Annotated in this window: 14 protein-coding genes and 1 pseudogene; 8 read left to right on the forward strand and 7 right to left on the reverse strand. The window is 70.0% G+C overall.

Annotated features, from left to right (window positions below; all coding sequences use genetic code 11):
- Positions 1-104: 104 nt before the first annotated feature.
- The 4 genes from BLW57_RS04715 to BLW57_RS04730 form a co-directional block, all read right to left on the reverse strand.
- The gene (locus BLW57_RS04715; protein WP_093472363.1) at positions 105-1,517 is read right to left on the reverse strand and encodes an MFS transporter; all 1,413 of its coding nucleotides are present in this window, start codon (positions 1,515-1,517) and stop codon (positions 105-107) included.
- Between the two features lie 211 nt (positions 1,518-1,728).
- Entirely contained in the window at positions 1,729-3,036 is a 1,308-nt protein-coding gene (locus BLW57_RS04720; protein WP_093472364.1) for a phosphatase PAP2 family protein, read from the reverse strand.
- 521 nt (positions 3,037-3,557) lie between these two features.
- Entirely contained in the window at positions 3,558-3,764 is a 207-nt protein-coding gene (locus BLW57_RS04725; RefSeq protein ID WP_031174240.1) for a cold-shock protein, read from the reverse strand.
- Positions 3,765-4,075: 311 nt separating this feature from the next.
- Positions 4,076-4,576: a peptidylprolyl isomerase gene (locus tag BLW57_RS04730; protein ID WP_093472366.1), complete on the reverse strand. Its 501-nt coding sequence runs from the start codon at positions 4,574-4,576 to the stop codon at positions 4,076-4,078.
- A 414-nt stretch (positions 4,577-4,990) separates the two neighbouring features.
- Between BLW57_RS04730 and BLW57_RS04735 the strand changes: the two genes are divergently transcribed.
- From BLW57_RS04735 to BLW57_RS04760, 6 genes are all read left to right on the forward strand, one after another.
- Positions 4,991-6,862, forward strand: a complete 1,872-nt coding sequence (locus BLW57_RS04735) for a pre-toxin TG domain-containing protein (protein ID WP_093472367.1) — start codon at positions 4,991-4,993, stop codon at positions 6,860-6,862.
- On the forward strand, positions 6,852-7,184 hold the full coding sequence (locus tag BLW57_RS04740; RefSeq protein ID WP_093472369.1) for a hypothetical protein: 333 nt from the start codon (positions 6,852-6,854) through the stop codon (positions 7,182-7,184). Before BLW57_RS04735 ends, BLW57_RS04740 begins: the two co-directional genes overlap by 11 nt.
- 185 nt (positions 7,185-7,369) lie before the next feature.
- Entirely contained in the window at positions 7,370-7,780 is a 411-nt protein-coding gene (locus BLW57_RS04745; RefSeq protein ID WP_093472371.1) for a VOC family protein, read from the forward strand.
- A gap of 166 nt (positions 7,781-7,946) precedes the next feature.
- Positions 7,947-8,321, forward strand: coding sequence for a hypothetical protein (locus BLW57_RS04750; protein WP_093472373.1), 375 nt, complete (start codon positions 7,947-7,949; stop codon positions 8,319-8,321).
- A 189-nt stretch (positions 8,322-8,510) separates the two neighbouring features.
- Positions 8,511-8,897, forward strand: a complete 387-nt coding sequence (locus tag BLW57_RS04755) for an ArsR/SmtB family transcription factor (protein ID WP_093472374.1) — start codon at positions 8,511-8,513, stop codon at positions 8,895-8,897.
- 43 nt (positions 8,898-8,940) lie between these two features.
- Positions 8,941-9,411, forward strand: a complete 471-nt coding sequence (locus tag BLW57_RS04760) for a hypothetical protein (protein ID WP_093472376.1) — start codon at positions 8,941-8,943, stop codon at positions 9,409-9,411.
- Between the two features lie 38 nt (positions 9,412-9,449).
- Here BLW57_RS04760 and BLW57_RS04765 read toward each other — a convergent pair whose 3' ends face one another.
- Together BLW57_RS04765 and BLW57_RS04770 are read right to left on the reverse strand one after the other, a co-directional pair.
- Positions 9,450-9,782, reverse strand: a complete 333-nt coding sequence (locus BLW57_RS04765) for a putative quinol monooxygenase (protein WP_093472377.1) — start codon at positions 9,780-9,782, stop codon at positions 9,450-9,452.
- A 95-nt stretch (positions 9,783-9,877) separates the two neighbouring features.
- Positions 9,878-10,138, reverse strand: coding sequence for an MDR/zinc-dependent alcohol dehydrogenase-like family protein (locus tag BLW57_RS04770; protein ID WP_256339387.1), 261 nt, complete (start codon positions 10,136-10,138; stop codon positions 9,878-9,880).
- Positions 10,139-11,118: 980 nt separating this feature from the next.
- On the opposite strand from BLW57_RS04770, the pseudogene BLW57_RS43005 reads away from it, so the two are divergent.
- A pseudogene (locus BLW57_RS43005) lies at positions 11,119-11,181 on the forward strand (hypothetical protein); the annotation flags it as partial.
- A 161-nt stretch (positions 11,182-11,342) separates the two neighbouring features.
- Here the strand turns inward: BLW57_RS43005 and BLW57_RS04785 are convergent.
- Positions 11,343-11,957 carry a TetR/AcrR family transcriptional regulator gene (locus BLW57_RS04785; RefSeq protein WP_093472380.1) on the reverse strand — a complete coding sequence of 205 codons (615 nt, stop codon included), beginning with the start codon at positions 11,955-11,957 and terminating at the stop codon, positions 11,343-11,345.
- Between the two features lie 222 nt (positions 11,958-12,179).
- On the opposite strand from BLW57_RS04785, the gene BLW57_RS04790 reads away from it, so the two are divergent.
- Positions 12,180-13,685 (forward strand): APC family permease, encoded by a 1,506-nt coding sequence (locus BLW57_RS04790; RefSeq protein ID WP_093472382.1) that lies wholly within the window; start codon positions 12,180-12,182, stop codon positions 13,683-13,685.
- Positions 13,686-13,699 lie beyond the last annotated feature (14 nt).

The raw sequence follows: 13,699 nt of genomic DNA on the forward strand, positions 1-13,699 counted from the left end.
GGAAGAGACCGCCGGCGCCGCTGCCTCTCGTGGTGGCAACGGTGCCGGTCCAGGGGCGGCCGAGGCCGCCGCGGGCGGGGGACCCGGTGGGGACGCGCGGTGGATCAGCCGGCGACGGAGGTGGCCGCGGCGGGGGCGCCCTCGTCGGTGGCGGCGGCCTCGCCGTCGTCCAGGGAGACGTCCTTGGTCTCGTCCCCGAGCAGGAGCGCGATCAGCGTCAGCACCGCCATCGCGGAGAGGTAGACGCCGACCAGCCACGGCGAGCCGTCACCGGCCTGCCAGAGCGCCACGGCGATGAACGGGGCGACGGCCGCCCCGAGGATGGAGCTGACGTTGTACGAGATGCCGGACCCGGTGTAGCGCACGCTCGTCGGGAAGAGCTCGGGCAGGAGTGCGCCCATCGGGCCGAACGTCATGCCCATCAGCGTGAAGCCGAGCACGAGCCACAGCACGACACCGAGCGTTCCCAGACCGATCAGGGGCGCCCAGACGAGGCCGAAGACCACGATCGCGGCGGTGACCGGGATCAGGGTGGAGCGTCGTCCGTACTTGTCGGCCAGCGGGCCGGAGACGAGGGTGAACACGGCGAAGAAGAGCACGCCGAAGATCATCATCAGGACGAACGTGGTGTAGCTGTAGCCGAGGCCGGGTACGGCGGCGCTCTTCGCGGTACGTCCGTAGCTCAGCGAGAACGTGGTCATCAGGTAGAAGAGCACGTAGGTCGCCAGCATGAAGAAGGTACCGAGGATCAGCTGCCTCCAGTGGCCGCGGACCACGTCGGCCAGCGGCAGCTTCCGCACCTCGCCGCTGTCGCGGGTCTTGGCGAACACGGCCGACTCGACGAGTCGCGACCGTACCCACAGACCGATGGCGACCATCACGGCGGAGAACAGGAACGGGATGCGCCAGCCCCAGCCGAGGAAGGCGTCGGAGGGCTGGGTGGGGTCGGCGCCCGTCGCGGACGGCAGCAGGGCCCCGATGAGCAGGAACAGGCCGTTGCCGATGACGAAGCCGAGCGGGGCGCCGAGCTGCGGGAAGGTGCCGTACAGCGCGCGCTTGCCGCGGGGGGCGTTCTCGGTCGCGACGAGCGCGGCACCGCTCCACTCTCCACCCAGTGCGAAGCCCTGCGCGAGCCGCATGAGCACGAGCAGCGCGGTGGCGATCCAGCCGGCCTGCGCATAGGTGGGCAGCACGCCGATGAGCAGGGTGGCGAGGCCCATCGTCAGCAACGAGACCACCAGCGTCCGTTTGCGGCCGAGGCGGTCGCCTAGGTGCCCGAAGAAGATCGCGCCGATCGGGCGGGCGACCATCGCGGCGCCGAAGACCGCGAACGACGACAGCAGCGCCGTGGTCGGGTCACCGCCCGGGAAGAACAGGGACGGGAAGACCAGGACGGCGGCGGTCGCGTAGACGTAGAAGTCGTAGAACTCGATCGTCGTGCCGATGAGGCTGGCGACGAGGACGCGGGACCGCGGATTGACGGGGGGATGGGCGGGGCCGGTGGCTGGTGCAGGCATTGCGGGTCTTTCGCGCGAGGTGCAGAGCGGTTGCCGAGGTCCCGCACCCCGCACGCGTCCCCTCGCCGAAAGACCGTGCGATTTGTACGGGCACTTAACAATGTCAGGCGTCTTGCTGTGCGGAGAGTCGGTGCCACGATGTGAGACACCCGGTATGCGCTTGCTGTCGACCCCGGCAGCGCCCACCCCTCTGACGGCCCCGGGCCTCCCCTTACGGGACGGTGCTCAGTCCGGGCTGCGGTTCCGGGTGGGACGCCGGCGCGGTCCACGGTTCCCACAGCCTGGTGACATGGAGGTAGCCGTGCACCACCGAGCCCAGCGCCAGCAGGAGGAGGGGCCCGAACGCCCACGGGTGCCGGGCCATGTCCACGGGCAGAAAGCGGTACGACACCAGGAGTGCGGTGAAGACCGTGGCGCCGTAGGCGGCCAGCAGGAGTCCCGACCGGTCCCCGCCGCGGTCGTACGCGCGCAGCGCCACCTCGAGGGTGAGCGTGAAGACGACGCCGGCGACGAGGTCCACGCCGTAGTGGTAGCCGAAGCCCAGCGTCGCGGTGAGGGTCGCGGTCAGCCAGAAGGCGCCCGCCGCCCGCAGAACGCGCGGGCCCGTGCGGGTGTGGATGAAGATAGCGGTGGCCCACGCGGTGTGCAGGCTCGGCATGCAGTTGCGAGGGGTGAGCCCGTCGTACGGCACCGGATGCGGACTGCCGATCGAGGGCGGTGTGCCGGGCCACAGGTCGGCCACCGCCCATTGCACGCCACCGGTGCCCGAAGCGCCGGGGCCGTAGGCGAAGACCGGTCCGACCACCGGGAAGAGCATGTAGATGCCCGGCCCGATGAGGCCGATCAGCAGGAAGGTGCGCACCAGATGATGGCGTGGGAAACGGCGCTCGACCCGCACGTTCCGCAGTTGGTAGAGCGCGACGACGACCGCGGCCACCGCGAGCTGGGCGTAGACCAGGTCGAGCACGTGGGTGCCGACGGGGTCGGTGGCCGCGACGAGCCGGCCGACCAGGAATGACGGGTTGCCGAGCGCGTGGTCGGCAGCGGCCACGTACGGATCGAGGACCATCGGACGGGTCTTCGCCGTGATGAGCAGCCAGTTGTCGCCCGCCTTGCGGCCGGCCACCAGCAGCAGCCCCAGGCCGACCCCCTCCAGCAGCAGCACTCGTTCCCGGCCGGTGCGGCGCGTCACGGCGATGACCGCGTAGCCCGACATCACCCACACCGGGCCGCTGGCGAAGAGGTGGACGTCCGCCGTCCCGCCCTCGATCGCCCACCGCACCGGCATGAAGACGGCGTCGACACCGATCGCGGCACCTGCCGCGACGAGCCGTTGCCGCCAGGTGAGCACGACCATCATCAACGCCAGACCGCCGTACAACGGCCCCGGTTTGGGGGAGAATATGGCGTCTTTCACCCAGTCGGCGATCGGCTCCGGGTCGCCGGAGCTGCGACGGGCGACGATCTCCAGCGTGATGACGAAGGCGAGGGCCACCACGGCCGCCAGGGCCCACAGCATCGCCCGCGGTCGACGCCCTGCGGCGAACGTGGTCTTGGCTTGTATTCGCGAGAACAACCGCGAGACTGGAGGAGTCAATTCTCTGGCCGATGTGTTAGTTGCTGGTCGAATGGTTCATCTCGTGCCGAACAGTGCCGATTTCCGGTCGGGACGGGCGACGAGGGCACTCGTCGACAACCGATCATGCCATCGGAGCGGTGCCGGACACCGCCCTGGTGACGGGCCGCACACAGGCCGGCCGCGAAACCGCCGCGGCGATCCTCGCCTGCGGGGGCAGCTCGGCGTGGCCCTGTCCGCGCCGGTCGGGCGATGACGCGCCAGGAGTCCCCCGGCGCCTGGGCCGAGCGGGTGAGGGCGGGGCCTTCCGCGACGTGCCCGTGCGGGGCAGCAGGGGGTCGCCGCGACCACCGCGGCTCGGGCCGGAGGCCGGCGGCGGGCGCCCCGGGGTGGAGGCCGGATCCGGCCACCGACGAAAACGTGGCCCCCGGAGAGAACTCCGGGGGCCACGCTCAGGGCATCGACTAGGCGACGACCGTGATGTTCTCGGCCTGCGGGCCCTTCTGGCCCTGCGTGACGTCGAAGGTCACGGCCTGGCCTTCCTGGAGCTCACGGAAGCCGGAAGAGTTGATGTTGGAGTAGTGCGCGAAGACGTCGGGGCCCCCGCCGTCCTGCTGAATGAAACCGAAGCCCTTCTCGGCGTTGAACCACTTCACGGTCCCGCTGGCCATGCTTTTACCTCTCGGTCGAGCCGGGTCCGCACCGTGCAGACCCGCAATGATCGTCCTGGAAGCGCCCGTACATCAAAACGCCCGCACCTGGCGGCACGGGCAGGAACGGCGAACCACGACAACCACTGCGACGCTACACGGCGCGTTCGCCCAACGCCAGAGAGAAACAGCCCAACGGGGTCAATGATCCCTGTCGCATCACCTGAGTGACCCCGTCCCCGTCACATCCGCGGCCCCGCCGCAACGGCCGGGCGGCCATGGAAAACCGGGAGCGCGCGGGCGCGCGCTCCCGGCCGGGAGCTTCGGGGTGCTCAGCCCTCGAGCTTGCCCGAGTCGCGGACGGAGATGGCCTTCGAGGTACGGCCGGACTGGGAGCCCAGCTTCTCGATGGTGTCGACCACCTCGGTGCCCTCGACGACCTTGCCGAAGACGACGTGCTTGCCGTCGAGCCACGGGGTCGCGACGGTGGTGATGAAGAACTGCGAGCCGTTGGTGTTGCGGCCGGCGTTCGCCATCGAGAGCAGGTACGGGGCGGTGTGCTTCAGCTGGAAGTTCTCGTCCTCGAACTTCTCGCCGTAGATGCTCTTGCCGCCGGTGCCGTCACCACGGGTGAAGTCACCGCCCTGGAGCATGAACTGCGGGATCACACGGTGGAACGGGGAGCCCTTGTAGCCGAAGCCGTGCTCGCCGGTGGCCAGCTCCAGGAAGTTCTTGGCCGTCTTGGGCGTGACGTCCTCGAAGAGCTCGAAGACGATCCGGCCGGCGTCCTGGCCGGCGATGTCGATGTCGAAGAAAACGCGGGGATTACTCATGGTCCTATTCTGACAACACCGGACCGCCGCCTTGCGCGCGACCCAGACCACTTCACCTCATCGCGTTGCTCCGGCCCGCCCGCGCGCCCCGCGGCAACGCCTCGGAGAGCCGCCGTCACGGCATCGGACGAGGTGCCTCCGGCCCGGAGACCGCCCTGAACTGTGACACGGTTCACTGTGGCCGGAGCCGGCGCACACCGGGCCCTCGCCCGTAGCGGGGCCTGGGCGACGGGACCCGGGGCCCTGTCGTGTCGCCTCCACCTGGGCAACCCAAGGCGTGGGCCAGTACATGACTGAGTGTGAGATATGGTGTGACCGACCATATGGCTACTAGCCAGTAACAACATTGCCGATCCGGCACGGGGAATCAGGACCGGCGCACCGGCCAGCCGACGCGCGCCGGTCAAGGAATGTATGCATCACAATTTCAGATCAAGGATCGCGGCGCTCTTCGTCGCCCTGGCCATCGTGTTCACCGGCGGCGTGGGTTCCGCGGCCGGCGCCGAGGCCGCACAGCCGAGCCGCGCCGAAAGGCTCGCGGAGATCGTCCGCAAGGTGGCCCAGTACGCGAACTGCGACCGCCTGCCGTTGCTCGAACGACCGGCGTGCCTGAAGCAGTTCGCGGGCAAGGCCATCGCGCTGGGCGCCGGAGTGGCGGTGTTCCTGTACACCGCGCAGGACGCCATGAAGGACCACGGCGCGAGTTTCAAGGACCTCGACCGGAACCTCAAGGACATCGAGGCGCTCAAGCCGCTGGATCTCGTGGATCCCGCCAAGGCACCGGACCCAGCACAGCAAGTGAAGCTGCTCGAAAAGGCCGTCCGGACCTTCGAGAGCGCCAAGCCGCACATGGACAAGGTCGCGAAGAACCTGGCCAAGGCGGACTCCCTCCTCGGGGACCAGAACGACTCCCTGCTCGCCCTGACCATCCTGACCGTCGCACTGGGCGAGTACTTCCCCGAACAGAAGAAGTACCCGGAGGCCAAACCGGTCTTCGACTTCGAGAAGGAGCTGAACGAGCTCAACGACGCGTTCGACCAGATGAACGCGGGATTCGAGAAGATGAATCGCGGCCTCGACACCATGAACTCCGGTGTCCGCGAGGTCAACAAGGGCCTGTCGGAAGCCAACAAGGGCATCGACAAGGCCAACAAGGGCATGAAGGAGCTCAACGACGGCGTTCGCCAGGCCAACAAGGGCGTCGACGAGGCGAACAAGCACGTACCCGGCATCAAGAAGGGTGCGGAGAAGCTCCGGGACATGTCGGGGCTCGACTTCGACTTCTCCCGAATCGGCGACACCTGGGCGTCCGGCTCCTCGCTCCTGGACGACGCGGAGCAGCAGCGCAGGATGTCACTGCTGCTGGACCTGTTGCCCGGGGTCGGCGACGGCAAGGGCGTGGTCGAGGCGCTCGTCGGCAAGGACCTCGTCACCGGCCAGAAGCTGACCACCGAGGAGCGGGTGCTGGGCGGCGTGTCCGTCCTCGGCTGGCTGCGGGCCGGCGACCGGCTGCTCACGGCCGACGAGGTGCGCAAGGCCCGCAAGGGCGAGCAGGCCGTCACCTGCAACAGCTTCCCCGACGGCACCAGGGTGCTGATGGCGGACGGTTCGCAGCTGCCCATCGAGCAGGTCCGGGAGGGCGACCGTGTCCTGGCCGCCGACCCACTGAGCGGACAGCAGCGGCAGGAGCCGGTCACCGCCCTGATCACCGGTCAGGGCGAGAAGCACCTCGTCGACGTCACCGTGCGCACCGACCAGGGCCCCGCCCAGGTCACCGCCACGGACGAACACCCGTTCTGGGTCGACGACCTCGACGCCTGGGCGGCAGCCGACCAGCTCCAGCCGGGAGCCTGGCTACGGACCGGTGCGGGCACACGGGTGCAGGTCGACGCGGTCAGGGCGTGGACCGCGCCGGACCAGACCGTCCGCAACCTCACCGTCGGTGATCTGCACACCTTCTACGTCATGGCCGGCAGCACCCCGCTGCTGGTGCACAACGCCAACGGCTGCGGCAAGTGGAAGGCCGAGTTCGACGCACTGCCCAACGGGCAGCAGAAGCACGTCAAGGAGATCGCGACCGCCGCGGAGCTGCGGAAGACCTTCGAACGGTGGACTCAGGGCGCCCAGCGGTTGCCGGCCCGCGGACCGAAGATCCCGGACGTGTACAAACTCCCCGACGGCACGATCATCCAGTGGCGCGCGTCATCCACCTCGGGTGGCGAGACCATCGACATCTTCCCCGTCACAGGCAAGGGAAAGAAGGTGCACCTGCCGCATGGGCACTGAGTACGTCATCGGCGAACTCCTGGAAGAGGGGCTGGACGACTGGGTACCGGTCGACCGCCTGATCGGGCTGGCCCAGGAGACGGTGGAGCGGTCCGGGCGCGACTTCCGGGACGTGGCCAAGGAAACGCTCACCCAGCTGCTGGGCCGCGGGCTGATGGAAGTGGGGGATCTCGGCGAGAGCGGCTTCGAGGCGTGGACGGGCACTCCTGACGCCCTCGTGCGCCGGGTCGTCTCCACCCTCGAGGAATTCGACTGGCTCCCCCAGGGCGGCGCCTGCTGGCTCGCCAACACGGCATACGGAGACACTCGGGCGCCCCGCTGAAGCGGCACGCCCGCCGGCCTCGTGCCGCGCCGCCCGGATCCACCGGGTGGCGCGGCACGGAGGCGGGTGCGCGCCGTGCGCGTGCCGTCCGCCGAGACTCTGGAGCGGCACCGCGCCGGGACGCTCCGCCGGCGCTACCGTGGCCACGCATCGACCACCCGGGAGCGCTGGAGGAGCGAGCGGCAATGGAGATCGTGGCGTCACAGAAAATCACCACGTTCCTGATGTTCGAGGGCGACGCCGAGAACGCGATGACCTTCTACAGCACGCTCTTCGACGATGCCGAGATCGTCAGCATCCACCGTTACGGCGCGGAGGGCCCCGGCAAGGAGGGGAGCGTGCAGCACGCGACGTTCTCGCTCGCCGGCGAGCAGTTCATGTGCATCGACAGCCCCGCGAAGCACGCGTTCGGTTTCACCCCCGCGATCTCACTCTTCGTGCAGTGCGAGGACGAGGCCGAGATCGACCGTCTCTACGCGGCCCTGGCCGAACAGGGCACGGAACTCATGCCGCTGGGCGACTACGGCTTCAGCCCGAAGTTCGGCTGGATCAACGACAGGTTCGGCGTTTCCTGGCAACTGAACCTGTCGGTGTAGTGACCTGTCACAACTGATCACGGGAGTGTCATCTTCCTTTCCTGCTTGATCAGTTCGAGTCGTTCTCGGGCAGGCAACTCACCCCCTCGGTCGGGGCGCCTACGGTGCGGTCACGGGCGGGTTCGTCAGCGGGTCCGCCGAGGCCGACATCCAAGGGGAGGCGCCGATGGCGAACGTGGAAGTGGCACTCAAGGAAATGATGACCGGGATCGAGGGGGCGCTGGGGGCCGCCGTGGTGGATTACACCAGCGGCATGGCCCTCGGCACTCTGGGTGGGGGCAAGGGCCTGGACCTGGAGGTCGCCGCGGCCGGCAACACCGACGTGATCCGTGCCAAGGTGCGCACCATGGAACACCTCGGCCTGCAGAGCCAGATCGAGGACATCCTGATCACGCTGGGCCAGCAGTACCACCTCATCCGGCTGGTGACCGGCCGGAACGGCAACGGCCTGTTCCTCTATCTCGTGATCGACAAGGAGCGTTCCAACCTGGCGATGGCCCGCCACCAACTCAAGCGCATCGAAGAACAACTCGAGGTCTAGACGTTCTCCGAACCGGGCTGACGCATGCCCATGAATTGAAGAATTCTTCAAGTCATCACATGGAGAGGACGACAATTCATGAACGAGAGCTGCCCTGACCGAGAAAGATGAACAGGCATGACTCACGGCGCGGCGGCGCCCCGAGCCGCCGCCGCGCCGTGAGAGGCCACCGAGAGGCAGGAAGAGCGCATGCAGGTCCCTCTTTACCAAGCCAAGGCAGAGTTCTTCCGTATGCTCGGGCACCCCACACGCATCAGGGTCCTGGAGCTGCTGCAACACGGCCCGGTCCCGGTACGCGACTTGCTCGCCGACATCGAGATCGAGCCCTCCAGCCTCTCGCAACAGCTCGCCGTGCTGCGCCGCGCCGGCATCGTCGTATCCATACGCGAAGGCTCCACCGTCAGGTACGCCCTCGCCGGCGGTGACGTGGCCGAACTGCTGCGCGCCGCCCGCCGCATCCTGACCGAGCTGCTCGCCGGGCGGAACGAACTCCTGGCGGAACTACAGCAGTCCGACACTCCCCCGCCGCGCGTGCCGGCGGCCGACGAACCCTCCGTGGCGAGCAGCACCCGCTGAAACCCCTTCATCACCGTCCCCGGCGGTGTGGCACGATCTCCGTGTGGAGTGGGCGACTCTCGTAGGGACGGCCCTCGGAGCGGTGCTCGGGGTCGGGGCGACGCTGATGGGCGAGCACCTGCGCTGGCGACGGACCGTCAGGGACAGCAGGCTGCGCACCCGCCGGACCATGTACGCGGACTGCCTGGTCGCGCTTCGCCGAGCCCATGAGGCCATGCGGCTGGCCGCCGACGAGGAACACACGGATCCGCAGATCAGGGCGGCCAGGATCCGGCAGGCGTTCCAGGCGTCGGGGTGCGACGAGGCGCGGGAGCGGCTCGTCCTGACGGCGGCCGCGGAGGTGGGTGAGGCCATAGACGCCTCGTACCACTCCCTGCGCCAGGTACGCGAAACGCTGGCGTCCGGGTACACGTTGACGTCCGACGAGTACCACACCGCCAGGCAGGCCCATGGTGACGCGACCCGGGCGGCCCGTACGGTGCTCCGCGAGGACCTGGCCGCCCTGGAGGCCTGAACCGGCCCCGGACAGGGGCCGGCGGGCGCCGGCAGGACTCAGCGGGACGTGGGCACGGCCATCTCGCCCAACTCCGACCAGTCGTCCTGGGGGACGGTCACGTTGACGATCCTCGGGGTCTCGGCGAGATAGGACGGCAGGGTCGCGCACGCCGTGGCGAAGTGCTCGGTGCCGACGTGGGCGGCGCCGGCCTCGTCGTCGCGGAACGCTTCGGTCAGCACGTACTCGTCGGAGTCGTCGAGGCTGCGCGACCAGTCGAACCACAGGCACCCCGGTTCGCCGCGCGTGGCCTCCGTGAAGGCACGGGTGAGCTCGGGCCAGTCGTCCGCGTGCTGGGGCAGGACACGGAAGCGGGCGGTGATGAAGATCATGGGCTTTCCCGGTCTGTCGTGGCTGACCGGCGGGGGGCGCTCCGCCCCCGCCGGCCGGCGGTCGTCCCCGTTCAGGGGCAAGGTCAGGGTCAAGATCAGGGTACGAGAATGGCGCGCCCGCGGACTCGTCCGGCGTCGAGGTCGTCCAGCGCGTCCTGGAACCGGTCGAGCGGGTAGGACGTGGTGTGCAGCCGTACCTCGTCCTTGGCCGCGAGGACCATCAGCTCGCTCAGGTCGTTGTACGAGCCGACGAGGTTGCCGATGAAGTTGATCTCGGCGGAGATGATGTCGATGGTGGGCACGTCGATGTTCTCGCCGTAACCGACGACGTGGTAGTCACCGGCCCTGCGGAGCATGCGTACGCCGTCCCGGGTCGCGCCTCCCTCGTCGCATGAGGCGGGCAGCCCTCTCATTGTCTCACTTCGAGACATACCGGCAGGGGGGAAATCCCGGCGGACGGAGCTAGCCTGGCCGGACCATCAGCACACGGGCTCGTCGTCGCGGGCAGCGTCAACCTCACGACCTGGTCCGAGGCGCCCTCGACGCTGCTGCCGCGCACTGGCGCAGTCCGCCGCGGGGAACACGTCGGCCCTGATGCTGGCGCCTACCACCGGCCGCAGGCCGCGTCCCGCCCACCGGGGCGAGGTGTTCCGGTGTTCGCGGGCCGCGTCCAGGAGCAGGAGGAGCTTCCTCCGCTGTCCGGGCGCTGGACCGGGGCCGTCGCCGAGGCCCGCACCGCCATGGCCCGCGGCGGGCTGGTCGCCGTGGTGGGCGAGGCGGGGTCGGGCAAGGCTCTCCTGGCGTCCGGGGCCCGACGGCGGATCAAGCCGAGGGAACGGGGGCGAGGACATCGGCGCCTGGATGACGATGTGGACGCCGGAGCCGGGCAGGGACGACGCCTGTGTCATCGCGGCCGACGTCCACACGCTGCCCGCGTGGGCGGCCGAGGACCTGGCCCGGTGCCTCGTCGACGGCCCGCGGAGCCACGCCGCGGGGGCCGGGCAGCAGCCGTACCCGGCCGTCCTCACCGCCGAGGACTACGCAGCCGTCCCGGAGGTGCTCCGAGCGCGCGTCTCGGGCGTGGTCGAGGCGCCGGCGTTGCGGTCGCGCCCGGAGGACGTCATGCCCCTGGCGCACCACTTCGCCCGCGACCACCGCGGGCGCCCCGTCATGTTCATGCTGGCGGCGGCGCCGGCGCTTGACGGACTATCACTGGCCGGAGAGCACCCGGCAGCTCCGGCGCATCGTGCGGGACGCCGTCTCGCGCACCGATCTGGTGGACGTCCGGCACCTTCCCGGGTTGTTGTTCGCGGGCACGTCCCGTCGGCTCAGCCGGATGCAGACCATCGAGCGGGGCGAGATCGTACGGTGCCTCACCGCGCCCGGCACGTCGGTGGCCCAGGCGGCCGAAGCGCTGGGGATGAGCCGAGCGACCGTCTACCGCAAGACGCCCAGTACGGCATCGCCGTCCCCGCCCGGGGCCGACGGTCCGCGGGGTCCTGACGGCCCCGGCGCCCGCTGCCGTGTGGACCGATCGCCGCCCTGTCCGGCGTGCGGCCGCTACCGCACCCGCGTCCCCTTCAGGGTTCGCGCGTGGTTCATGAAGGCCGTCAGTCCGACCTCGAAGGCACGGTCGGCCCGGCCGTCGCCCACCGCGGCGAGCGCCTCCGCGAGGCGGGGGGTCGGGGTGCCGTCCGCCAGCTCCCACATCGTCTCGGGAGCGGCGAGGTCGAGGGCCGAGCCCAGCACCAGGTTCTCCAGGGCGATGATCAACGGCATGATCCCGGCGCGGTCGAACCCGGCCTCCAGCAGGAGGCTCACGGCACGCTCGTACTGTTCCAGGACCCGGGGTGCGCGTACCGGTGAGGTCATGAGCATCGGGATCACCCGGGGGTGGGCGGCGAACGCGGCGCGGTAGGAGCGGGCCCAGGCCTCCAGGGCCGTGTCCCAGGGATCGAGGTCGAGGGTGCCCGGGTCCATCGCCTCGCAGATCCGCTCCCGCAGCAGCTCGACTATGCCGTCACGGCCGTCCACATGGTGGTACACCGAGCCGGTCTGCGCCCCGAGCCGCCGGGCGATCGCGGGGACGCTGAAGTCACCGGTCTCGTCGATCAGTCGCAGCGCGGTCGTGGTGATGCGCTCGCGGTCGAGGAGCGGTGTGCGCGGCCGTCCCATGGTCAGCGTTCTCCCTGAGGTCTTCCCGGATGCCCTACGGCAGGTTACATTGCGTAAACCGAAAGCCTTTAGGTTTACGGCTCCGGGCGCCCGCCATCCCCTCGTGCTCCCGACGGACGCCGGCCCGGACGGATCATCTCCGCCCCGCCCGCCGGTGCCCTCCGCAACCGGCCGCCCCACCTCCGGGACCCCGTCCCTCCGCCGCCAGAAGGGCTCCCCCGCATGTCCGTGACCACCTCCGAGCCACCGGAGCAGAGAGCGCCCCGCGACGCGACCACCCTCCGGTCCGGTTCCCTCGGCACCGCCGACATCGCCTTCTTCGTCGTCTCCGCCGCCGCGCCGCTGACCGTCATGGCCGGCGTCGCCCCGCTCGCGATCCTGCTGGGCGGGATCGGCGCGCCCGTCGGATACCTCCTCGCCGGCCTGACCCTCGCGGTCTTCGCCGTCGGCTTCACCACCATGAGCCGCCACGTCACCAGCGGCGGCGCCTTCTACGCCTTCATCACCCGGGGCCTCGGCCGCCCCGTCGGCATCGGCGCCGCCCTGCTGGCGCTGATCGGCTACAACGGCATGGAGATCGGCGTCTACGGCCTCCTCGCCACCACCACCCGGGACACCCTGCACTCCCTCGTCGGCGCCGACGTGCCCTGGCTGCCCGTGTCGCTGGCCGGACTGGTGCTGATCGGCTACGGCGGCTACCGGTCCATCGACTTCGGCGCCAAGCTGCTCGGCATCCTGCTCGTCGCCGAGACCGGAATACTCGTCCTCCTCGCCGGCGGGGTCCTGCTGAAGGGCGGCGCACACGGGCTGTCCCTCGCCTCGCTCGCCCCGGCGCACGTGTTCGTGCCCGGCACGGCCGCCGTACTGGCCTTCGCCTTCGCCGCGTTCACCGGCTTCGAGTCGACCGTCATCTACCGCCGTGAGGCCCGTGACCCGGAGCGCACGGTCCCCCGCGCCACCTATGCGGCGGTCGGATTCCTCGGCATGTTCTACGCGTTCGTGGTCTGGATCGCCGTCCAGGCGTTCGGCGACGACCAGGTCGTACGCACCGCGGGGAAGGATCCGGCCGGACTGTTCTTCACCGCGATCACCACCTATGTGGGCGGCTGGGCCGCCGACCTGATGCACCTCTTCATCGTCACCAGCGTCATCGCCTCCCTGCTGGCCTTCCACAACGCCATCAACCGCTACGCCCTCGCCCTGGCCGAGGAGGGCGTGCTCCCGCGCCGGCTCGGCCGCGTCCACGGCCGCCACCGCTCCCCGTACGTCGCGGGCGTCGCCCAGACCGTTCTCGGTGCGCTGGTCGTCCTGGCCTTCTGGGCCGCGGACGCCGACCCTTACCAGCAGCTGCTGCTGTGGGTGAACACGCCCGGGATGATCGGTCTGCTGGTGCTGCAACTGCTCGCCGCGATCGCCGTGCCCTGCTACTTCCGCCGGGTGCGGCACACGGAGGGCGCCCTGCGCACGGTCGTGGCGCCGGTCGTCGCCGCCGTACTGCTGGTGACCGCGATCGTGCTGGTGGTGACGCACATCGACCTGTTCACCGGCGCGTCCCGGGCGGTGAACACCCTCCTGGTCGTCGTGGCACCGGCCGTCTTCCTCCTCGGCCTCCCGCTGGCGTGGTGGCTGCGCCGGGCCAGGCCCGACGTCTACGCCGGGTTCGCGGCGGAGCCGGCCGAAGCCGCCGAACCCGCCGGGGCGACCGCGCCCCCCGTGTCCGCGAACTGACCCAACGCCCCTTT

This window comes from Streptomyces sp. 1222.5 (assembly GCF_900105245.1).
Taxonomy (GTDB): Bacteria; Actinomycetota; Actinomycetes; order Streptomycetales; family Streptomycetaceae; genus Streptomyces; species Streptomyces albidocamelliae.